Annotated in this window: 19 protein-coding genes; 12 read left to right on the top strand and 7 right to left on the bottom strand. The window is 36.4% G+C overall.

Features of this window, described 5'->3' with window-relative positions; all coding sequences use genetic code 11:
- The coding region (locus ACK4R1_RS14700; RefSeq protein ID WP_409688753.1) for a hypothetical protein at positions 1-3,349 on the bottom strand (3,349 nt) is incomplete at its 3' end.
- A 161-nt stretch (positions 3,350-3,510) separates the two neighbouring features.
- On the opposite strand from ACK4R1_RS14700, the gene folE reads away from it, so the two are divergent.
- The 4 genes from folE to lgt all read left to right on the top strand — a co-directional run bounded on the left by folE (position 3,511) and on the right by lgt (position 7,024).
- Positions 3,511-4,182 (top strand): GTP cyclohydrolase I FolE, encoded by a 672-nt coding sequence (gene folE / locus ACK4R1_RS14695; RefSeq protein ID WP_409688750.1) that lies wholly within the window; start codon positions 3,511-3,513, stop codon positions 4,180-4,182.
- Positions 4,183-4,288: 106 nt separating this feature from the next.
- Positions 4,289-5,770 (top strand): cysteine--tRNA ligase, encoded by a 1,482-nt coding sequence (gene cysS / locus ACK4R1_RS14690; protein ID WP_409688748.1) that lies wholly within the window; start codon positions 4,289-4,291, stop codon positions 5,768-5,770.
- Complete coding sequence (gene yidD, locus ACK4R1_RS14685) at positions 5,770-6,012, top strand: membrane protein insertion efficiency factor YidD (protein ID WP_409688745.1); 243 nt, start codon at positions 5,770-5,772, stop codon at positions 6,010-6,012. Before cysS ends, yidD begins: the two co-directional genes overlap by 1 nt.
- Before the next feature lie 79 nt (positions 6,013-6,091).
- Positions 6,092-7,024, top strand: coding sequence for a prolipoprotein diacylglyceryl transferase (lgt, locus tag ACK4R1_RS14680; protein ID WP_409688742.1), 933 nt, complete (start codon positions 6,092-6,094; stop codon positions 7,022-7,024).
- Between the two features lie 27 nt (positions 7,025-7,051).
- Here lgt and ACK4R1_RS14675 read toward each other — a convergent pair whose 3' ends face one another.
- Both ACK4R1_RS14675 and ACK4R1_RS14670 read right to left on the bottom strand, forming a co-directional pair.
- Positions 7,052-8,095, bottom strand: a complete 1,044-nt coding sequence (locus ACK4R1_RS14675) for an RluA family pseudouridine synthase (RefSeq protein WP_409688739.1) — start codon at positions 8,093-8,095, stop codon at positions 7,052-7,054.
- Positions 8,088-8,699: a PASTA domain-containing protein gene (locus tag ACK4R1_RS14670; protein ID WP_409688736.1), complete on the bottom strand. Its 612-nt coding sequence runs from the start codon at positions 8,697-8,699 to the stop codon at positions 8,088-8,090. The genes ACK4R1_RS14675 and ACK4R1_RS14670 overlap by 8 nt, the downstream gene beginning before the upstream one ends.
- 267 nt (positions 8,700-8,966) lie before the next feature.
- Here ACK4R1_RS14670 and ACK4R1_RS14665 point away from each other — a divergent pair, with 267 nt between their 5' ends.
- From ACK4R1_RS14665 to coaD, 3 genes are read left to right on the top strand one after another with little or no spacing between them, the layout of a single operon-like run.
- Positions 8,967-9,941 (top strand): D-alanine--D-alanine ligase, encoded by a 975-nt coding sequence (locus ACK4R1_RS14665; protein ID WP_409688732.1) that lies wholly within the window; start codon positions 8,967-8,969, stop codon positions 9,939-9,941.
- A 3-nt stretch (positions 9,942-9,944) separates the two neighbouring features.
- The gene (locus tag ACK4R1_RS14660) at positions 9,945-10,562 is read left to right on the top strand and encodes a hypothetical protein (RefSeq protein WP_409688729.1); all 618 of its coding nucleotides are present in this window, start codon (positions 9,945-9,947) and stop codon (positions 10,560-10,562) included.
- The gene (coaD, locus tag ACK4R1_RS14655) at positions 10,559-11,020 is read left to right on the top strand and encodes a pantetheine-phosphate adenylyltransferase (protein ID WP_409688726.1); all 462 of its coding nucleotides are present in this window, start codon (positions 10,559-10,561) and stop codon (positions 11,018-11,020) included. Before ACK4R1_RS14660 ends, coaD begins: the two co-directional genes overlap by 4 nt.
- Before the next feature lie 72 nt (positions 11,021-11,092).
- Here coaD and ACK4R1_RS14650 read toward each other — a convergent pair whose 3' ends face one another.
- The gene (locus ACK4R1_RS14650; RefSeq protein WP_409688724.1) at positions 11,093-12,457 is read right to left on the bottom strand and encodes a DEAD/DEAH box helicase; all 1,365 of its coding nucleotides are present in this window, start codon (positions 12,455-12,457) and stop codon (positions 11,093-11,095) included.
- Between the two features lie 85 nt (positions 12,458-12,542).
- On the bottom strand, positions 12,543-13,145 hold the full coding sequence (locus ACK4R1_RS14645; RefSeq protein ID WP_409688721.1) for an NUDIX hydrolase: 603 nt from the start codon (positions 13,143-13,145) through the stop codon (positions 12,543-12,545).
- A gap of 7 nt (positions 13,146-13,152) precedes the next feature.
- Between ACK4R1_RS14645 and pyrE the strand changes: the two genes are divergently transcribed.
- Positions 13,153-13,794, top strand: a complete 642-nt coding sequence (gene pyrE / locus ACK4R1_RS14640; protein WP_409688718.1) for an orotate phosphoribosyltransferase — start codon at positions 13,153-13,155, stop codon at positions 13,792-13,794.
- 101 nt (positions 13,795-13,895) lie between these two features.
- A complete protein-coding gene (locus ACK4R1_RS14635; protein WP_409688715.1) occupies positions 13,896-14,288 on the top strand; it encodes an SRPBCC family protein in 393 nt (130 codons plus the stop codon).
- A gap of 97 nt (positions 14,289-14,385) precedes the next feature.
- On the opposite strand, the gene ACK4R1_RS14630 is transcribed toward ACK4R1_RS14635, so the two are convergent.
- Positions 14,386-16,311 carry an LTA synthase family protein gene (locus tag ACK4R1_RS14630; protein WP_409688712.1) on the bottom strand — a complete coding sequence of 642 codons (1,926 nt, stop codon included), beginning with the start codon at positions 16,309-16,311 and terminating at the stop codon, positions 14,386-14,388.
- Positions 16,312-16,430: 119 nt separating this feature from the next.
- Between ACK4R1_RS14630 and ACK4R1_RS14625 the strand changes: the two genes are divergently transcribed.
- The 3 genes from ACK4R1_RS14625 to ACK4R1_RS14615 all read left to right on the top strand — a co-directional run bounded on the left by ACK4R1_RS14625 (position 16,431) and on the right by ACK4R1_RS14615 (position 19,800).
- On the top strand, positions 16,431-18,203 hold the full coding sequence (locus ACK4R1_RS14625) for an AMP-dependent synthetase/ligase (RefSeq protein WP_409688709.1): 1,773 nt from the start codon (positions 16,431-16,433) through the stop codon (positions 18,201-18,203).
- Between the two features lie 17 nt (positions 18,204-18,220).
- Positions 18,221-19,279: a proline iminopeptidase-family hydrolase gene (locus tag ACK4R1_RS14620; RefSeq protein ID WP_409688706.1), complete on the top strand. Its 1,059-nt coding sequence runs from the start codon at positions 18,221-18,223 to the stop codon at positions 19,277-19,279.
- Positions 19,280-19,401: 122 nt separating this feature from the next.
- Positions 19,402-19,800 (top strand): hypothetical protein, encoded by a 399-nt coding sequence (locus tag ACK4R1_RS14615; RefSeq protein ID WP_409688703.1) that lies wholly within the window; start codon positions 19,402-19,404, stop codon positions 19,798-19,800.
- 114 nt (positions 19,801-19,914) lie between these two features.
- Here ACK4R1_RS14615 and ACK4R1_RS14610 read toward each other — a convergent pair.
- Positions 19,915-22,380 (bottom strand): T9SS type A sorting domain-containing protein (locus ACK4R1_RS14610; protein ID WP_409688699.1); only part of this gene is annotated, 2,466 nt, incomplete at its 5' end.

The following is a 22,380-nucleotide window of genomic DNA, read 5'->3' as shown; positions in this document are numbered from 1 at the left end:
TAGCTTCAGGGGTTGGGTCAACTATTAATTGTAATTCAACATAATTAGCACATCCTGTCAAAGTATAAAATACGCGTACATAAATCGTTTGTGTCCATGGGTTGATGTTCTCGTAAGGACTGGTAAGTGAAGGTGCTGCTCCGATTAAAGCATCGGTCTCGGTTTCGTAAAAACTTACTGAAACACCTGCAACAGCAGACCCTCCCATGATTTCAATTCTGGTACTTTCTAAATCAAAGAAACCAAATCCATCATTATTAGGATCACAATAGTGAAGTGCTTGTGGTGTAACAGCAATTGGTCCTTGAGTTACTCTTAGCAATTGTGTGGTGGTGGCATAACATCCTGTTGCGTTATCTTCAACTCTGATGTAAACTATTTCATTATCCGTTCCTGTATAAGCTAACGGATCTTGAATGGCATTGGCCGTTACTTCGTTTTGGGCATCAAGTAAAGTATTGTAATAAGTAATAGTCAATCCCGAAGTATTATTACCGGTAACTACTCCTTCATTAATAGTCAAATCAAACTCTGCCTGATTTGTCAAACCGTTACTACACTCAAATAATGGCTCTGGTGCTATTGCTGGTGGAATAGGATTCACCACCAAATTAAACGAACTTACCGAAAAACATCCTGTAGTGTTGTTACGAATATTAATCCAAATCTGTTGTGGATTACTTATGTTTGGGTAAGAATTTGGTAGCGGACTTGTTTGCGTTTGCGCATCGCCTTGCGTTAAATAATAACTAATCGTTACATTGTTTTGTCCATTAGCAATCTCGGCATCCATACTGTTTAAAGTAAACACCTCTGTTTCATCACCTGGATTATCGTAATCACACAATTCGTAATCCGCAATTACCGGATTAGCCATTGGAATAGGATTAACTACTAAATTGAAAGTCGTAGTGCTAAAACAAGCCGGAGAACCAACAGTATAAGCTCTTACATAAATAGTTTGTATTCCAACTCCTGTTGTAAGATTACAATAATTCACAGTCAATGGAATCGCTGCTCCACTAGTGTCTGTTTCATAAAACTCTACAACAATATTAGGATCACCACCATTAATTTCAGGTATTTTAATATTTAAATCAAACAAACAAGAGATAGTATCATTGTTGTCATCACAAACAACATAATCTGTTGGCTGACTGATAACCGGTGGCGTAGCTACCGTCACAACAGCAGAACCTGTTTGGGGTTGTGAACAAGTTGTTCCACTTGCATCTACTACACTAATTAAATCATAAGTAAATGAACCCGCAACATCTGTTGGGACATCTATTATAAGACTATTTCCTCCTGAAGTTGAATTAGATTGTGGTGCACCATTATTTACTGAGTAAGTAAAAGTATAAGGAGCCGTACCATTTGCTCCAGTAATTATCACTTGTGGCAAAGGAGCATTCAAACATGTTGCAACAGTTCCGGTAATTACAGCGGTTGGAAGTGGATTAACAGTCACTGTAGCTGTTCCATCTTGAATTTGTGAACAAGTCGGCGTTCCTGAACTTGATACACTAACAAGAGAATACACAAAAGTCCCGGCTGATGCAGTAGGAGCATTAATCGAAATGCTGTTCCCGGCCAAAGTAGTAATGGTAGGTTGAACCACATTATTTATCGAATAAGTAAAGGTATAAGGTGCTGTACCATTAGCTCCCGTCAAAGTTATTTGAGGACTTGCTGCATTTTGACAAACAGTAGTAGTTCCTGAAATAGTTGCCGTTGGCAAAGGTAAAACAGTAACGACTGCTGAGCCTGTAATGTTTCTTGAACAGTTAGTAACCGGATTCAAAATACTTACCAAGGTGTATGTTGAATTAGCCGTAAGATTAGGTGTAGTTATAGAATTTGTCCCGGCACCATTCAAAGTTATAGTTTGGTTAGTTCCACCATTAACATTGTAAGTAACCTGAGCGTTAGGTGTTCCATTAAAAGTAATGACAGTACTGTTTCCTGAGCATATTGATGTTGTTCCGGATATTGTAGCTGTTGGTAGAGGATTTACTATCAATTGAAAAGAAGTCGTTCCATAGGTTAATGGATTGGCATTATCTTCCATTCGTACATAAATCGTTTGACCGTTGGTTCCAGTTACATTTGTCGGACCAATGGCTCCCGTGTCATTATCTGCGTTATTTTGAGTCAAATGATAGGTTACCGTAAAGTCAGAGGCAGGATTTGTACCTAAAACAATAGGCGTTTGAGGTAAGAAATTAAAAACAGCTGTTCCACTTCCGAAACTACTTTCACAAAGTGTCAAGTTTGGCGGTGTGTTCGGATTTGCAACACAAGTGTCAAAACAGATGGTAAAAGGAAAAACAGACACACATCCGCTTGATGTTGGCCCATTATCAGTCACAGACAAATATAAGGTAGTACAAGCACCCGCTCCTCCGGCAGGTCCGGGATAGGATGTTGGATTACCAATCGGACTGATTATATCCTGAGCGTTTGCGGCAGAAGTGTGAAACGAAAGTTCAAAATCGCTCGGATTCAAACCGGTTCCATTAAAAATATTAGCCGTTGCAGTATTTAAATTGAAATTAGGAATAGTTGGACACTGCAATAAGTTGGCAGGCGGATTTATTGGAGGTGGCGCATAAAAGGATACTGTGGCACTAGCCGAAGCATTAGCAACACATCCTGGCTTATTTACAACTACAGTATAAGTTCCTGGTTGACTAACGGTAATTGATTGAACATTTCCGGCAATCGGACCACTTGGACCTGTCCATGCATATGAAGTAGCGTTATCAATAGTCGCAGTCAAAATTGCTTGACCTCCAACACAAATTACTTGGTCTTCTAAGGATAACGGACAAACAATATTACAATCGGTCGCTCCGGCTCCAGCTGCCCCTGCATTGGTCTGGGTTAATGATATTTGACCGGCTTGATTGGCAAAATTGGTCAACAATACCATATATACCTGACCGACTTGAGCATTAGGTATGGTGAAATTTTCAGTAGCTGCAGTTGAATAACTACATCCTACCTGGTTTGCAGCAGTTAAATCAGTACCGGCACAAGTTGGCGCTCCAAAAGGTCCCCAAGCAATGAAATCGACATCGATTCCGCCACCTCCGTTACTGGTTTGTGAAATAGTAAAATTTAAAGTACCGGCTATACTGATTTGCAAATAAAACCATGCCGGATTAGGCGTTGTACCTAAACACGAAACTGATCCGGTACTAGGCACTCCGGTTGTATTAGGAAAGGTCAATGCAGAGCCCCCCGCACAAAAAGGCTGTGCTCCGGGACAGGTTGACCCTTGGGAAAAAACAGAATGTGCTGAAAATAGGCTAATTAAAAATAAATAGATGTAAAATTTTTTCATTACTGACAACATTTTTTTGAGGAGCGAAATTTACATAAATTTAAGAAATAATTATGTTAAATGTGAATTATTTTCAAATATTAACAGTATTGCGCACAGATTAATTATAATTATTTATCTTTGTTACTTCAATTTTTTAACCCAAATTAACGGTGAATTTAATGACAAAAAACGAAATAATTAACGACGAATTAGGTGAAAATCATATCGCAACCAGTGCTCAAAATCCTGTAAGAAATGATGCTTTTGATTTATCGGATGACAAAAAAATAGAACTAATCAAAAAAGACGTGGAAAGCATTCTAACAATTCTTGGAATGGATTTGACGGATGATAGTTTAAAAGGAACACCAAATCGCGTTGCTAAAATGTTTGTAAAAGAGATTTTTGGCGGACTCAACCCTAACAAAAAACCAAGCTCATCGACGTTCAAAAACAACTATAAATATGGTGAAATGCTAGTAGAAAAAAACATCACCGTTTATTCTACTTGTGAACATCACTTACTCCCTATTGTTGGTCGCGCTCATGTGGCCTACATCTCTAACGGAACAGTAGTTGGGCTTTCTAAAATGAATCGAATTGTTGATTATTTTGCTAAAAGACCTCAAGTACAAGAGCGTCTAACGATGCAAATTGTTCAAGAATTGCAGAAAGTTTTAAATACACAAGATGTGGCCTGCGTTATTGATGCCAAACATTTATGCGTGAATTCAAGAGGTATACGCGATATCGAAAGCAGTACGGTTACTTCGGAATTCGGTGGTAAATTCAGTGAAGAATTAACCAAGCGTGAATTCTTAGATTATATCAGATTAGAAACCAGTTTTTAATAGCCCGGATTGCAGTGAAAATCCTTTTTTAACTTGCCGTGGGTTTTAACCCTCGGGAATTTAAAAAAGATTGTAACGGAAAGCCGGAAATAGCTCCCAAAAAAAAATGCAACTTTATAAAAATCATACCCTAAAAATATACAACTCTCTTTCGGGAGATAAAGAACTTTTCAAACCCGTTCATGAAGGCAATGTCGGAATGTATGTTTGTGGCCCAACGGTTTACAGCAACGTTCACTTAGGCAACGTGCGTACGTTTATGTCGTTTGATATGATTTTCAGGTACTTATTGCATTTGGGTTATAAAGTCCGTTATGTGCGCAATATTACTGATGTTGGTCATATTGTAGACGATGTAGATGATGGTGAAGATAAAATTGCCAAAAAAGCACGTGTTGAACAATTAGAACCGATGGAAATCGTGCAACGGTATACTGTTGATTTTCATGATGTTTTAAACCAATTTAACTTTTTACCGCCAAGCATAGAACCTACAGCGACTGGTCATATCATTGAGCAAATTGAAATCGTAAGACAAATTATTGAAAAAGGTTTTGCTTATGAAACCAATGGCTCTGTTTATTTTGATGTGGTAAAGTTTAATGAAACCAATCACTACGGAAAACTAAGTGGCCGAAACATTGACGAAATGTTAGCCAATACTCGTGATACCGACGGTCAAAGTGATAAAAAAAATCCACAAGATTTTGCATTGTGGAAGAAAGCAGAACCGGAACACATTATGCGATGGCCATCACCTTGGGGCATAGGTTTTCCCGGTTGGCATTTAGAATGTACCGCGATGAGCACGAAATATTTAGGGGAAACTTTTGATATTCACGGTGGCGGAATGGACTTGAAATTCCCGCACCACGAATGTGAAATTGCTCAAAACGAAGCTTGTACCGGTCACAGTCCGGTGAATTATTGGATGCATGCCAATATGTTGACCCTGAATGGTAAAAAAATGTCAAAATCTACCGGAAATAATATTTTGCCTGACGAAATATACAATGGCGGTAGTCCGTTTTTAAGTAAAGCTTTCTCTGCTAATGTGGCGCGCTTCTTTATGATGCAAGCGCATTACCGCAGTATTTTAGATTTCACTAATGACGGAATTGTAGCAGCTGAGAAAGGCTTTAACCGTTTGTTAGAAGGCTTGGATATTTTAAAAGAATTACAGCCAAGCGCCTCATCTTCTTTGGATATTGCCTCATGGAAACAACAATGTTATGATGCGATGAACGATGATTTCAACACCCCAATTTTAATTGCTAATTTATTTGAAGGAATCAAATTTGTCAATTTACTTAACGACGGAAAAGAAACCTTGACCGCTGAAGATTTGAAAACGCTTTCAGAAACCTTAAACACCTTTACTTTTGATGTTTTAGGAATTAAAAATGAAAAGCTAGTCACCAATAATTCAGATAAATTAGAAGGAGTTGTTGAACTATTACTAAGCATGCGTTTAGAAGCTCGTGCCAATAAAAACTTCGCCCTTTCGGATCAAATTCGAGACCAATTGTTGGCTTTAGGTATCCAATTGAAAGACGGAAAAGGAGGCACTACTTTTAGCTTACAATAATGTTGAAGAAAATTGTAATAGCGCCACTTCTATTGCTAATCTATTTTTACAAGATTGTACTTTCACCTTTGATGCCCTCAAGTTGTAGGTTTCAACCAACATGCTCCAGTTATTTTGTGGAAGCTTTGAAAATTCACGGACCATTTTACGGCAGTTACTTAGGTGTAAAAAGAATTTTAAGTTGTCATCCGTGGGGAAAAAATGGTTATGATCCGGTACCGGAAAAAAAATGTTCTCACTAAAGAAAAGGTTAATTGTTTTTCAGTTCCAAACAAATCACTATTTTTACCATAAGAACTTAACCCCAAAATTTACTAATTTATGATTTGGAATCCATCAGAAGGAATAGAACTCGGTTTCTTTACTGTACGCTATTACAGCTTGATGTTTGTAATTGCTTTTGGTTTAGGATGGTATATAATGAAAAAAATATACGACCGGGAGAACGAACCTATAGAAAAATTGGACACTTTGTTTATTTGGACCGTAGTCGCCACTTTATTAGGTGCGCGTTTAGGACATGTTTTCTTTTACCAATGGGATTATTTTAAAGACCATTTAATGGAAATACTGTTGCCATTCAGATTTGAGCCTCAGTTTGAATTTACCGGTTTTCAGGGTTTGGCTAGCCATGGTGCAGCCATTGGCATTATCATAACGATGTATTTTTATAGTAAAAAAATCATAAGAAGACCAATTCTTTGGGTACTTGACCGCGTTGTAATTCCGGTTTCTTGTGGTGCCATTTTTGTTAGAATTGGTAATTTCTTTAACTCAGAAATTTATGGACATACTACTTCAAGTGATAATTTTTTTGCAGTAAAATTTATTAGAGAAGAAGAATTTTGGCAAACCCATAACCTAAAATATATTACCGGTGCTACTAACAACAATGAAGGCTATAACCTCATTCAAAACGACCCAAAATTCACTGAAGTTTTAAGCCAAATTCCGTACAGACATCCTGCACAATTATACGAAGCAGGTTTATATATAATTGTTTTCTTAGTACTTTATTTCTTATATTGGAAAACAAAAACTGCTGAAAAACAAGGTTTGTTATTCGGATACTTCTTAATCTTGCTTTGGACGGTTCGATTTATAGTAGAATATGTAAAAGTAAGTCAAGGTGGAATCGAAGAAAGTTTAAAACTCTTAACCACCGGACAATGGTTAAGTATTCCTTTTATACTGGTCGGAATCTACTATGTCTTCATGGCTGAAAAACCCATTGAAGATGAAATTAACAAATAAAAAAAATCCCTCGTTTGAGGGATTTTTTTATTCGGCTTCATTGACCTCATTATGTGATTTTGCATAGTTGCGCCATTTCTCAATACAGTCTTTCATATCCTCCGGAAGTTCGGTATCAAAACGCATAAATTCTTTAGTAGTTGGATGTTCAAACCCTAAGGTTTTTGCATGTAGCGCTTGTCTTGGTAGGGTTTTAAAACAGTTGTCTATAAACTGTTTGTACTTGGTAAAAGTTGTTCCTTTCAAAATCAAATCACCGCCATATCGCGCGTCGTTGAATAAAGTGTGACCAATATATTTCATGTGGACCCGAATTTGGTGTGTTCTTCCGGTTTCCAATTTACACGAAACCAAAGTCACATAACCAAAACGTTCTAAAACCTTATAATGTGTAACCGCATGCTTTCCAACTTCTCCCTCAGGAAAAACGGCCATTTGCATCCGGTCTTTGACGTGACGGGCAATATTGCCTTCTATTGTTCCCTCGTCTTCTTTGATATTACCCCAAACCAACGCTATATATTCGCGCTCCGAAGATTTGTCTTCAAACTGTTTGGCCAAATGCGTCATCGCTGCTTCAGTTTTAGCCACGACTAAAAGTCCGGTAGTGTTTTTATCTATTCGATGTACCAAACCAGGTCTTTCACTTGAATTCATTGGTAAATTATCAAAGTGAAATGCCAAAGCATTTACTAAAGTTCCGGTGTAATTTCCGTGTCCGGGATGAACTACCAAACCTGCTGGTTTATTGATGACCAACAAAGCATCGTCTTCATAAACAATATCCAGCGGAATGTCTTCAGGGATAATATGATTTTGAAACGGCGGATGTTCCAACATTACGCGAACTACATCAAAAGGTTTCACCCGATAATTAGATTTTACAGGAACATCATTCACCCAGATATTTCCTTTTTCAGCAGCGTTTTGTATTTTATTGCGCGTGGCATTTTCAATCAATTGCATCAAAAATTTATCGACACGCAATAAAGATTGTCCTTTTGGGGAAACAAATCTATGGTGTTCGAATAATTCCTCTTCTAAATCGGTAATCTCGTTTGATTTATTCATCTCCTAAAGGAATTTCCATTGAATCAATTGCTGTTGAATCCATTTCCACAAAACCGACTTTTCCATCACCTAAAACCAAATCGATTTTAGAGGACTTCAACACTTTATCGCCGGGTTTAAGTTTCTTGCCGTCCATTCGCATTTCAAGCACCATATCTTTACCTAAATAAGGTTTATAAGTAATCGTTCCTTCTTTTAAACCCACCGCTTCAAGAGTCGGAACTGCTTGACGATACGTTTTTTCAATCAAATCAGGTACAGCAACCATCGTATACGTAGAAGCATTGATTTTGATGTAAATCTTTCTGCCTTCTTTTACCTTTGCTCCTGCTTTAGGCTCTTGCTCAACAATAGTCAATTTAGGAAACTCAGGTCTGAAATCAACCGTATCCAAAATAATGTAGTCTAAATCTAAAGCTTCTAATTTTTCTTCTGCTTGTTCAGCCGATAGCTTACTTAAATCCGGAACGGTAATTTCTTGTCCATGATTAGTAGTATAAGTAATCCAATGGAAAAACAAATAAGCGATAAGCGCAAAAATGGCCATGGCGGCAAGCAATTGGGCAAAGAAAACTCGACTGGTTAAATATTTGCGTAAACTCATAGGGAAATTTTATTTGAGCAAAGATATAAAAAAGATACGCTTCGCTCCTAGATAATTAGACACGCCTTTCAGGAGTTTATAAACGCTTCGCTTATAGATAGAATCATTTTATAATCTAAATTCTAACATTCTAAAAAGCCCAGCAATCTAAGAGGCTAAGCCATATCTAACAATCTAATAATCTAAAAATCTAAAAGCAAAGCCGTATCTAACCAAAAAAATGATAATTTTGTTTTAACTAAAACACCAACCTAACTCAATCTACCAATGAAAAAAGTAGCCATCATCATGGGCGGATATTCAAGCGAATATCAAATATCACTTGTAAGCGGCAATGTGGTTTATCAATATTTAGACCCTAATTTATACCAAGGCTATCGCATTCATATTTTTAAAGAAAAATGGGTTTATGTAGATGAGAATGACAATGAATTTCCAATAGACCGAAATGACTTTTCCACAACGGTAAATGGCGAAAAAATAAGCTTCGATGTAGTGTTCAATGCCATTCACGGAACGCCTGGCGAAGACGGTTTAATGCAGGCTTACTTCGAATTGTTAGGCATTCCGCAAAGTTCTTGTGATTATTACCAAGCAGCTTTGACTTTTAACAAACGTGATTTATTGTCGGTTTTAAAACCTTACGGAATCAAAACAGCGACTTCTTTTTACTTAAATCTAGGCGATGAAATCAATGTCGATGCAATTTTAAAAACCGTTGGCTTACCTTGTTTTGTCAAGCCTAATAAATCGGGTTCAAGTTTTGGAATCTCCAAAGTCAAAACCAAAGAAGAATTTCTTCCGGCCATAGAAACCGCTTACAAAGAAGACAACGAAATCATTATCGAAAGTTTCTTAGATGGCACCGAAGTTTCCGTTGGTGTCATCAATTATAAAGGCAAAGTAACCGTTTTGCCGATTACCGAAATTGTTTCCGAAAATGATTTCTTTGATTATGAAGCCAAATATTTAGGGAAATCACAGGAAATCACGCCGGCGAGAATTTCACCTGAAATGACCGAAAAAGTTTCTGCGATAGCCAAAAAAGCCTATGAAGTGTTAAAAATGAGTGGCTTTTCACGAAGTGAATTCATTATTGTAAACAGTGAACCATATATGTTGGAAATGAACACTATTCCGGGATTAACCACCGAAAGTTTGCTTCCGCAACAAGCCAAAGAAGCCGGAATTTCATTGACAGATTTATTTACTAATGCTTTGGAATTGGCTTTAAATAAATAAAATATGCTTTTTATACTTGGAACAAAGTCATATAATTCAAATGGAGGAGAAATTGATAATTTCAATTGCCCAAAGTGTTTTGCCAATACAAAATTGAATTATATTGTGAGTGGAAGATATACATTCCTAACTTTTATACCTTTATTCCCAGTAGATAAAGAAATATTGATCTTTTGTGACCATTGTGATGAAGTAATTCAATACCATCAATTAGAGGAAAATACCAAGAATGAGATTAAAAGGATAAAAAAAGAAAGTATCTTACCTGCACCATTTTGGACTTACACCGGAAGTATTGCATTGGCAGGTGCATTATTTTTTGGTATTTATTCTTATGTAAACAGTAATAATAATTCCAAAATTTATTTGCAAAATCCAATGGTAGGTGATGTTTATAATGTAAAAATGTCAAATGGTTTTTATACCACTTATCGAATTGATAAGATGAGTAAAGACAGTATTTTTGTTACTGTAAATGATTATCAAGCTTACCTTCCATATGAGACCGATGATATTGATACTCCGGAAAATTATACCGACACTAAAACAAAATATTCAAAACAAGATATAGCTAATCTTTTTAATAAAGATGAAATATATTCCATAACTCGAAAAGAATGAAAAGAAAAGCAGTTTTCCCAGGATCATTTGACCCAATCACTTTAGGTCATTATGATATTATCAAAAGAGGTGTTTCTCTTTTCGATGAAGTAGTTGTTGCCATTGGTATCAATGCCGATAAAAAATACATGTTCTCTTTAGACGAAAGAAAAAGATTTATTGAAGAAGCTTTTAAAGATAATCCGAAAGTTTCTGTCATCACTTATGAAGGCCTAACCATTGATTTGTGCCGAAAATTGGACGCCCAATTTATCCTACGCGGTTTAAGAAATCCGGCAGATTTCGAATTCGAAAAAGCCATTGCGCACACCAATAGAAAATTGTCAAAAATAGAAACGGTGTTTCTTTTAACGGCTTCTAACACTTCCTATATTTCCTCGAGCATTGTTCGTGATGTTATTAGAAATGGTGGAGATTATACTGTTTTGGTCCCGGAAAGTGTGGTGGTGAAAAAGTAAAAACAACCGCAGATTCGCAGATTCGCAGATTAAAATTAAATATATAATCTGCGAATCTGCCGTTAAATTATTTTAATATCGCTCCGGTTTAGCATCTTCTTCCTTCTTTACCACTTTACGCGCGACTTCAATCTTAAACTTCTTCCCTTTCATTTTTTCATTGCGAATGTTTTGAAGCAAGTCTTTGACTTTATTGAATTTCACTGCGGCAAACGAAACGAAATCTTTGACTTCTATTAAACCTAAATCGCCTTTTTCCAATTTTCCTTTTTGGGAAAAGAAACCCACGATGTCAATTTTATTCAACTTGTTTTTCTTGCCACCGCTGATGTAAATCGTTTGAAATTCGGGTGGTTTTGGTAAAGTAATCGCATTGTCGACTTTTAAAACAGGCATTCCATAATCGATGTAATCTAACTTTTTTTCACTTTCGTGGATGATTAAATAAGCCGTTCCGGTGGCTAACATACGAGCCGTTCTTCCGTTTCTATGCGTAAATTCATCTTCTTTGGAAGGCAAATGGTAATGTATGACATGTTTCATTTCGGGAATATCTAAACCTCTTGCCGCCAAATCGGTTGTAACCAAATAACTCACACTGCCGTTTCTGAATTGAATCAAAGCGCGTTCTCTTTCATCCTGATCCATACCGCCGTGATAATACGTGGCGTAAATTCCTTTTTCGTTAAGCGAATCGCTAATACGTTCGGCAGCATCACGGTGATTGCAAAAAATTAAGGCCGATTGCGATTTTAAAGAACAAATCAAATTAAACAAACTGCCAATCTTGTCTTTCTCTTTAGAAACCACCATTTTCATCGAAAGATTGATTTTTTCTTCTTCGGAAGGAATAAAATCTAAAACGGTTGGATTGACTACTTTAGTATACTTTGGAATCTCAATACCGGAAGTGGCCGAAACCAATACTCGCTTGTTCAATTTGGATAATCGACTGATGATAAAAGACATTTGCTCATGAAAACCCAATTGCAAGGATTTGTCAAACTCGTCTAAAATTAAGGTTTGAATTCGGTCAACTTTAAAAGTTCCTCTGTCAATATGATCCGCAATTCTTCCCGGAGTGCCAATCAAAACCGCCGGTGGATTTGATAAATTTTTGATTTCTGTTTCAATGGAATGACCACCGTAACACACATTTACTTTGTATGCCGTACCCATTTTTTTCCAAACTTGTTCAATCTGCAATCCCAATTCTCGTGAAGGTACTAAAATCAAGCATTGAACACCTGCAACTTGCTCGTCTAACAATTCAAAAATCGGCAATAAAAATGCTAGTGTTTTTCCTGAACCGGTTGGCGAAAGCAATAAAGTATCACGATTGGTTAAAATGGTTTCTTGAGCCGCAACTTGCATTTCATTTAAGCTGTCAATGCCTAAATTTAAAAGGATGTTGTTGGAATGATGGTGTTTTGTCATTTGGCAAAGGTAACAATAAGTAGTCAGTCTCAGTTACAGTTTTCAGTTTATACAGTCTACTGCGACTGAATACTGCGACTGCGAACTATTTGAGTAGCTTCTCTTCTTCAAACAACAATTTAATATTCTCATACGAATTCTTCAGTGCTTCTTTGATCTGCTCCTGATTGAGCCAAGCTACTTTTTCTATGCCTTCATTGGCTTGTGGTTTTGGCGTTCCTTCAAAATTGGTGCGCATTTCAAACCAATGGGTAATTTTGAGTTTGTATTTACCGTTGCGTTTGAAAACGTGGTAAGTTTTTTGGAGTTTGTGGGTAATCTTTAAATTAGTTACGCCGGTTTCTTCTTCGACTTCTCGGGTTGCCGTATCTTCAATTTCCTCGCCTTTTTCGATTCCGCCTTTAGGCAAATCCCATTTCCCATTTCTGAAAATGAACAAAACGTCTCCGGCTTTGTTGTAAACCAATCCGCCACCGGCTTTGCAAACGGGAATTTTTTCTTTGACTTTTTTGAGTATCGCCTTTTCATCAGGATAATACAAATAAGCTTTCTGAATTTTGTTCTGGAACATTTTGATGATGACTTGCTCAATATCAACACTTTCCAATAAAAATAGTTGAAAATCGGTTTCTTTGGCGACTTCGTTGGTTAAAAAAAGTGGTTTATCGTTGACAAAAACTTTATACATTTGTACTATGATTTTTAATAAAGACACAGCCGAAAAAACAGCCGAATTGCTTTTACAAATAAATGCAATTAAATTGAATCCTAAAAATCCTTTTACATGGGCTTCAGGATGGCACTCTCCAATTTACTGCGACAACCGTTTAATCCTATCGTTCCCGGCGATAAGAAATTTTGTGCGCGAAGAATTTTCTAAACATATTGAGAAAGAATTTGGTAAACCCGACGTGATTGCCGGAGTTGCCACCGGAGCCATCGGTATTGGAATGCTAGTGGCCGAATATATGGGACTGCCTTTTGTATATGTTCGTCCGGAACCTAAAAAACACGGCAGACAAAACCAAGTAGAAGGCTTCCTACAAAGCGGTCAGAACGTTGTTGTCGTAGAAGATTTAATCAGTACCGGAAACAGTAGCTTATTGGCTGTAGAAGCTTTAAAAGAAGCCGGAGCGCACGTAAAAGGCATGGTCGCCATTTTTACTTATGGTTTCGATGTAGCCGTTGAAAATTTCAAAAATGCCAACATTGAGTTAAATACACTAGCAGATTACGAGCATTTATTACATTTGGCTGTCGCTAAAAATTATATTACCGAAAAAGAATTGACAACGTTACAGGAATGGCGTAAAAGTCCTTCGACGTGGAATGTGTAAAAAAGAATATAGAAAATAGAATATAGAGTAAAGAAGTTAAGTTGAAAAGAAAAGTCTATTTTCTTTTCTCTATATTCTTTTCTCTTCTTAAAAAATAAAAAATGAATTTAGAAAGTCCAAAAGTAACGGTAGCAAAATCAGCCGAATATTTATTCAACGCTTTGTCGGATGTGAAAAACTTCGAGAAGCTAATGCCGGAAAACATCGCTAAGTTTGAAGTATTGGGTGACGATATTTTCAATTTTGGTTTAAAAGGCATGCCCGAAATCAAATTGAGATTAAAAGAAGGTGTGCCACATTCTAAAGTAAATTTGGCCGCCGCTAGTGATAAATTGCCGTTTACTTTAACCGCTAATCTCGACAGCATTTCTGAGGTATCTACTGGTGTTCAGTTGCAATTTGAAGGCGATTTTAACCCTATGATGGCGATGATGATTAAAGGTCCGATTTCGAAGTTTATTGAAACTCTGGCAGAGAATATGCATAAATTGTAAATGACGAATTGTGAATTATGAATTACGAATTATAAAAAAAGCGACTTTAAAAGTCGCTTTTTTTGTGTTTTGTCGAAATGACAATTCTTGCGAAAAATCATTTCACCGTTGTCAATCTTTTATCAACAACACGTTCCATATAATCTTGAACAAATGCCTTACATCTTAACTCAATCGCATTCATTTCAGCATTGCGTTTAGCAATTAAGTTCTTTGTCATTCCTTTGTCATCTTTATCATAGAACCCAATAGCTTTGGTGCCATCAAATGTGCAGATGTAGTTACCACTCATAAATTGGTACACATTAGCGCCGTATTTTATAACAAAAGGAGGAACTGTTTTTTCGCTAATCAAACTTCTGCCCCAACTTCTAAAAGGCTTTTGATAACCAATCATATCCAGCAAAGTCGGATAAATATCAATTTGTTGCGCCCAATCTTTATTTTCACCTACATATTTTTTATTCGGACTATAAAATAAAATCGGAACTGTATGTTTGTTGAATTCTTTTTTATATTCCTCATAGGCAATTGTATTACCGTGATCGGCTACCAACACAAAAATAGTGTTGTTGTACCAAGGTTGTTTTTTGGCTTCTGTAAAAAAACGCTTTAGCGCAAAATCCGTGTAACCAATACATTGGTTGATATTCACCTTTCCTTTTGGAAATTTGCCTTCAAATTTTTCAGGAACTTTATAAGGCTCGTGGGAAGAAACTGAGAACATTGTGGCCATAAAAGGTTGTTTTTTTTGTGTCAAAGTCCTATTAAAAAACTGAAAGAAAGGTTCATCCCAAATGCCCCAAACACCATCAAAATCGGCATCATTATTATATTCTGTCTTTCCGTAATAATGATCATAACCCAAAATATTTCCGAAACCTAAAAATCCCATCGAACCATTTGGCGCGCCGTGGAAAAAGGAAGTATCATAACCTTCGGATTCCAAAGTTGAAACCAATGACTCAATTTTTTGTTTTGGATACGGAGAAGACGTAAACGCATTTTTAAAAGACGGAATGCCTGCAATTACCGAAGAAACACCGTGAATTGATTTCCAACCGTTGGCATATGCGTTGGTAAAAATCAAACTGTGTTGGGCTAAAGAATCAACAAAGGGCGTATAACCTTCATAATCCGGAATATTGGTTCCTTTATTGAACGCACCATTGTATTCTCGGGCAAAACTTTCCAGAATAAAAATTACAATATTAGGCTTGGTAGGCGGATTGTTTTTATACTGTTTTATGGGCACTAATAAACTGTCGACTTCAGCTTTAGAAACCAAATTGACTTTCTTGAATGAATTGGCATTCCAAGTTCGAATAATCGCAAAAGGTGTATTTAAAACCACATCGGCTTGACCGGCATTTTGCACATATCGATTGGCATCTAATAGGTTAATCGGTCTAGTGCTTTTCTTAAAATCACCTCTAATTCCACCTACACAAAGCGTTGCAATCAAAAGAAAACTCGCAATCGAAGCGACAAAATACTTAATTGTAAGTTTTTCAGAAACTTGTTTAATTTTGGTCTTCTTGTAGAGCAAAATCCAGATGTACGCTAAGGCAAAAAACAACAAGAACACATGCCAATAATTCAACAAAAAATTAAAGAGCAAAGCCATTTTATTGCTTTCATTTTCTAAAGTATCCAATGATGCCCTTGTGCTTCGACTGAATGTATAACGATAGTAAATAAAGTCGATGAAATTGGCGGAATACATCAACAAATTGGTAGCAAAGTACAGATAAAACAACACTTTTTGGTATGCCTTTTTAGTATTTACTATAGCCGGAAAAATAGAGACTATTATAAACAATGCATTGGTATATAAAATTGTAGTAGTATCAAAAGCCAATCCGTGGTAACAAAGCTTTAGAAAATTAAAAACACCATCAACTTGTATCAGACTTTGGTTGTAAACATAAAACAAGATTCGGGCAATAAAATAAAAAAGATAAACCAGTAGTAATCTAATGATCATTACTTTATATTCTGATATTCTGGGGAATTTTTTCATGTTGGAAATAAAAACAAACGATGCAAAACTACATATTTCAATAGTATGATTGCTATATTTTAAATTATTATTGTGTTTAATTGCAATAATCCTTAATTTGCATCAAATTAATAACCAAAATGACTAAAATCTCTCGCCTTTTTGATTTTGCTTACTATCAACTCGAAAAGAACAACATGCCCAATTGTCTCGTTACCAAATACGATGGAAAATGGGTCGCTACTTCAACGCAAGAATATGTCGATAAAGCCAATGCTATTTCGAGAGCTTTATTGCGATTGAACATTCAAAAAAATGACAAAATAGCTATCATTTCTTCGAGCAACAGAACCGAATGGAATATTATGGATATCGGTGTTTTACAAATTGGCGCTCAAACTGTTCCGATTTACCCAACGATTTCAGCAGAAGATTATGCTTATATATTAAATCATTCTGAATCAACCTATTGCTTTGTTTCAGATGAAGTGGTTTATCAAAAATTAATATCGGTGAAGGCCGAAATTCCATTACTTAAAGACATCTATTCGTTTAACGAAATTGAAGGATGCAAAAACTGGAAATCGCTTTTAACCTTAGGCGAAGACCAAAGTAATCAAGACGTGGTCGAAGATCGAAAAAACAACGTTAAACCCGAAGAATTAGCGACGATAATCTATACTTCCGGAACTACCGGAAAACCAAAAGGCGTAATGTTATCTCACAACAATATTGTTTCTAATGTTTTAGACAGTTCGCCTCGAATTCCTTTTGAAGAAGGAACCAGTGTTGCCCTGAGTTTCCTTCCGATTTGTCACATTTTTGAACGGGTAATTTTGTATATCTACCAATATTATTCGGTTTCGATTTATTTTGCCGAATCGATTGAAAAGTTGTCGGATAACATCAAAGAAGTAAAGCCAACCGTGTTTTCGGTGGTGCCAAGATTACTCGAAAAAGTATACGATAAAATTATTGCCAAAGGAGAAGATTTAACCGGAATTAAAAAGAAATTGTTCTTTTGGGCGATTGATTTAGGCTTGCGTTATGAACCTTATGGCGCCAATGGTTGGTGGTATGAATTCCAATTAAAGATTGCCCGCAAATTGATTTTCAGCAAATGGCAAGAAGGTTTAGGTGGCAACTTGAACGTAATGGTTTCAGGAAGTGCTGCTTTACAACACCGTTTAATCAGAGTATTTGCCGCAGCAGGAATGCCAGTCATGGAAGGTTATGGTTTAACCGAAACTTCTCCTGTAATTTCAGTAAATGATCAAAGAAATGGCGGTTTCAAAGTCGGAACTGTTGGCCGTGTTATCAACAATGTTGAAGTCAAAATTGCTGCTGATGGTGAAATCCTTTGCAAAGGTCCGAATGTGATGATGGGTTACTATAAAGATCAAAAATTAACCGATGAAGTAATTATTGACGGTTATTTCCACACCGGTGATATTGGTGAAGTTGATGCCAATGGTTTCTTAAAAATCACCGACCGTAAAAAAGAAATGTTCAAAACATCCGGCGGTAAATACATTGCACCACAATTGATTGAAAATGCAATGAAACAATCTTTATTTATCGAACAAATTATGGTCATTGGCGATGGCGAAAAAATGCCGGCAGCTTTTATCCAACCGAGTTTTGACTTTATCCAAGAATGGGCGAAAAGGAAAAATTTGGACATTGGAACAAACCATGCTGAAATAGCTTCTAATCCTGAGGTAATTGCCAGAATTGAGAAAGAAGTGGAAAAAATCAATGAAAAATTTGGGAATTGGGAAAAAATAAAACGTTTTGAATTGACTCCCGAAATTTGGTCAATTGATGGCGGTCACCTTACGCCTACTTTGAAATTGAAGCGTAAAATTGTCATGGAAAAATACAAAAACTTGTACCAAAAAATATACAACTAACTCTAAATCCTTAAATCATGAAGATAAAACTATTACTCAGCATTTTGTTAACTATTGTTTTATTTTCAGGTTGTAAAGAAAGTGAACCCAAGGATTCTATAAAAGACAATTACCTCGATTTCTCTAAAAGAGATGACCAAGCTACCGGTGGTATCAAAATGATTCCCATCTCTACTCCTATTGGCCAATTCAATGTTTGGACCAAAAGAGTTGGCAACAATCCAAAAATAAAAGTTCTTTTACTACACGGCGGACCGGGCGGTACGCATGAATTCTTTGAAAGTTTTGACGGCTATTTTCCGCAGGAAAGTATTGAGTATATTTATTACGACCAATTGGGTTCTTATTACAGCGACCAACCTAGCGACAACAGTCTTTGGACTATAAACCGTTTTGTTGAAGAAGTAGAACAAGTACGTAAAGCTTTGAAATTGGACAATACCAACTTCTATTTATTAGGACAATCATGGGGAGGTATTTTGGCGATGGAATACGCATTGAAATACCAAAAAAATTTAAAAGGCCTTATTATTTCTAACATGATGGCAAGCGCTCCGGCTTATAATAAATATGCCGAAGAAGTTTTGGGACCAAAATTAGACCCGAAGGTATTTGCTCAAATTAAAGAATTTGAAAAAAACAAAGACTACACCAATCCAAAATACACCGAACTTTTGTTTAAGCATTATTATACCGAGCATATTCTTAGAATGCCAATTGAAAAATGGCCGGAATCGATAAACAGAGCCTTTAAACATTTGAATCCTAAGGTGTATGTTTATATGCAAGGTCCAAGTGAATTTGGGATTACCGGCGACGCTACTTTGAAAGATTGGGACATTACTTCTAAATTAAAAACATTGACAGTTCCAACATTAGCCATTGGCGCACAATACGATACCATGGACCCAAAACACATGGAATGGATTTCTACAGAAGTCCAAAACGGTCGATTCCTATATTGTCCGAATGGCAGTCATTGCGCACAATATGATGACCAAGAGCATTATTTTCCTGGCGTAATTCAGTTTTTAAAAGACGTTGATAACGGAACATTTAAGAAGACGAAAAGTTAACAAATTGACAAAAACGTTATTAACAATTCGCTTTGTTAAATAGTTGATAATTAAACAATCGTTAAATTATTACATTCTTAATATATTAATAATTTTATTGTATTAACCAATAACTTTTAATTATGAATGTAAAAAACTTTATTATCGGTGGCATTGTCGGTGGCATTGTTGACTTTTTAATGGGATGGCTTATTTGGGGCATATTACTTAAAGACACTTTCCCACCAGATCCTTGTGCCGGTCCTACAGAAAACATGGTGCATATCTTTTTAGGTTGTATGTGTTTTGGCTTTTTAATTTCTTGGGTGTTTTCACAAGGAGAAGGCATTTCTAATTTAACCTCAGGAGTCAAAATGGCTGCCGGTATTGCATTCTTTATGTCATTATGCACCAATTTCTTTATGCACATGACCAAAGAAACCATGGATTATAAATTAGTTGGTATTGATGTTATTGCCTCAATGGTATTGGCTATTGCCGTTGGAGCTGCTGTAGCAACAGTTAACGGAAAAATGAAGTAAGTATTTATAATTTTCATAGTGTTAAAACGCTCGATAGTATTTGATCGGGCGTTTTTTTTTTAATAAAAAAAGCTGTCCTTTCAGACAGCTTTTAATCATTTTTTAAATATTAAATTATTGTTGACCTAAAACAATTGATTTAGTATCAACGCTTGAATCTCCAATTAATTTCAAGAAGTAAACTCCTGATTTCATTCCTTGAGCATTGAAATCTACTTGGTATTTTTTACCGGCAATAACATTACCTCTAAATACTTCATTCAACAACTGACCATTAACATTGTATAATACAATACTAACATTAGAGTCATAGTTTAGAACAAATTCAATAGTAGCATTGTCTCTAATCGGATTTGGATACACTACATAAGAAACCAATTCTTTTATTCCAACAGGCTCATCAGTTGCATTTCCGGTACATCCTAAGAATTCCATATCAGCTCCTGCTTCGTAGTTACCATTAATGGCAATTAAAGCTTTACTGACATCAGTCATAGTATATTTCGAATTACCACCACCTAAAATAGTATTGGCAATAGTCAACACCTGACTAACTTTAATTCCTTCAAAAGTTCCAGAAGTAACAAACAAATCTTCTAGTGACACATCGGTTGAAGCAAAATCGGCATTTTTACCGAAAGCTATATTCAATCTTGTTGTTAACACTTGAGCAGCTAATCCATTGTCATAAACACTACTTGAAGGATTTAAAATTGTTCCTTGACTTAATGCTCTTGGTGCTGAATTAGAAGGTAAGAAGTTACGAATAGCTTCTGCGGAAGTAAATTTCAAATATCTTGTCCCTGATCCTATTACAATTCCATTCGGGAATGACGTTGCAAAATTATCAGTCAAATAACAAGTTGAATTATTACCATCACAAGTTGCTTGGTAACCACTTTGAGATACTGTTTTAAAACCTTTACAGTAACCAAACAATAAAGTTACATTACCTGTAATAGTACATCCATTAGCATCTGTAACTGTTACCATATACCAACCTACTTGCAGACTAGCTGTTTGTGTAGTCTGGATTGGAGTTGAGTCCCAGCTATAAGTATAAGGAGCTGTTCCACCGGTTACCGTTGCTGTAGCTGTTCCATATCCACCACTTGTAGTAACTGGTGTTTGTGACATGGTGATAGCTAAAGCCGTAGTCGGTTGCGTTATTGTTGAACTTACGTTTGCGGTACATCCGTTAGTACTGGTAATAACTCCAGTATAAGTTCCGGCTAATAAATTGTTTAGCGTAAAACTTGTACTTCCGTTAGACCATAAAATAGTATAAGGTGAAGTTCCACCAGTTACAGTAGCTGTTACACTTCCATTGGTTCCTGCAAAACAAGATACGTTGGTTTGTGTAGTGGTTGCTACTAAAGCTGGAATATTAACAATAGTCACTGTTCCGAATACCTGACATGCATTAGCGTCGGTAACGGTGTAAGTATATGTTCCGGTTACTAAATTAGAGTTTGTGAAAGTCGTACTTCCATTGGACCATAAAATAGTATAAGGCAATGTACCTCCGGTAGCTGTAACTGTTACTTGAGCATTGTTACCTGCACAAGTTGCTGGAGTTACAACATAAGTACTTGCTAAAACAGGAACTGAAAGAATAATTACAGAACCATTAGTAATACAACCGTTAGCATCAGTTAAAACATAAGTATACGTTCCACCAGTTAGAGCGTCAATTGAAAGTGTTGTACTTCCATTTGACCATAAAATAGTATATGGAGCTGTTCCACCAATTGGCGTTACCACTATGGTTCCATTGTCACCAGTACAACAAGTTGCATTAGTTGGAACATATGTACTCGATAATAAAGTTGCAGGTTGAGTTACTGTAGCACTTACGTTTGCAGTACATCCGTTAGCACTTGTAATTACTCCTGTATAAGTTCCGGCTATCAAATTGTTTAGCGTGAAAGTCGTACTTCCATTTGACCATAAAATAGTATAAGGTGAAGTCCCACCAGTTACTGTAGCCGTAACACTTCCATTAGTTCCTGCAAAACAAGATACGTTGGTTTGTGTAGTTGAAGCTACTAAACTTACCGGTTGCGTGATAGTTACACTTACATTTGAAGTACATCCATTAGCATCAGTGATAACCGCTGTATAAGTACCAGCAGCTAAATTGTTAGCCGTAAATGTAGTACCGCCATTAGACCATAAAATAGTATAAGGAGCCGTTCCGCCTGTAGCCGTTACTGTTACACTACCCGTAGTTCCTGCAAAACAAGATACGTTGGTAGTCGTGTTAGTAGACGCCAAAGCCGTTGCCGGTTGCGTGATGGTTACACTTACGTTTGAAGTACATCCATTAGCATCAGTGATAACCGCGGTATAAGTACCAGCAGCTAAATTGTTAGCTGTAAATGTAGTACCGCCATTAGACCATAAAATGGTATAAGGAGCCGTTCCTCCTGTAGCAGTTACTGTTACACTTCCATTGTTTCCTGCAAAACAAGATACATTAGTAGTCGTGTTAGTAGACGCTAAAGCCGTTGCCGGTTGCGTGATGGTTACACTTACGTTTGAAGTACATCCATTAGCATCAGTGATAACCGCTGTATA

Source organism: Flavobacterium sp., from assembly GCF_046293665.1.
In the GTDB taxonomy this organism is placed as follows: domain Bacteria; phylum Bacteroidota; class Bacteroidia; order Flavobacteriales; family Flavobacteriaceae; genus Flavobacterium.
The sequence above is the reverse complement of the archived record's forward strand: the minus strand, read 5'-3'. Positions and strand labels throughout refer to the sequence as shown.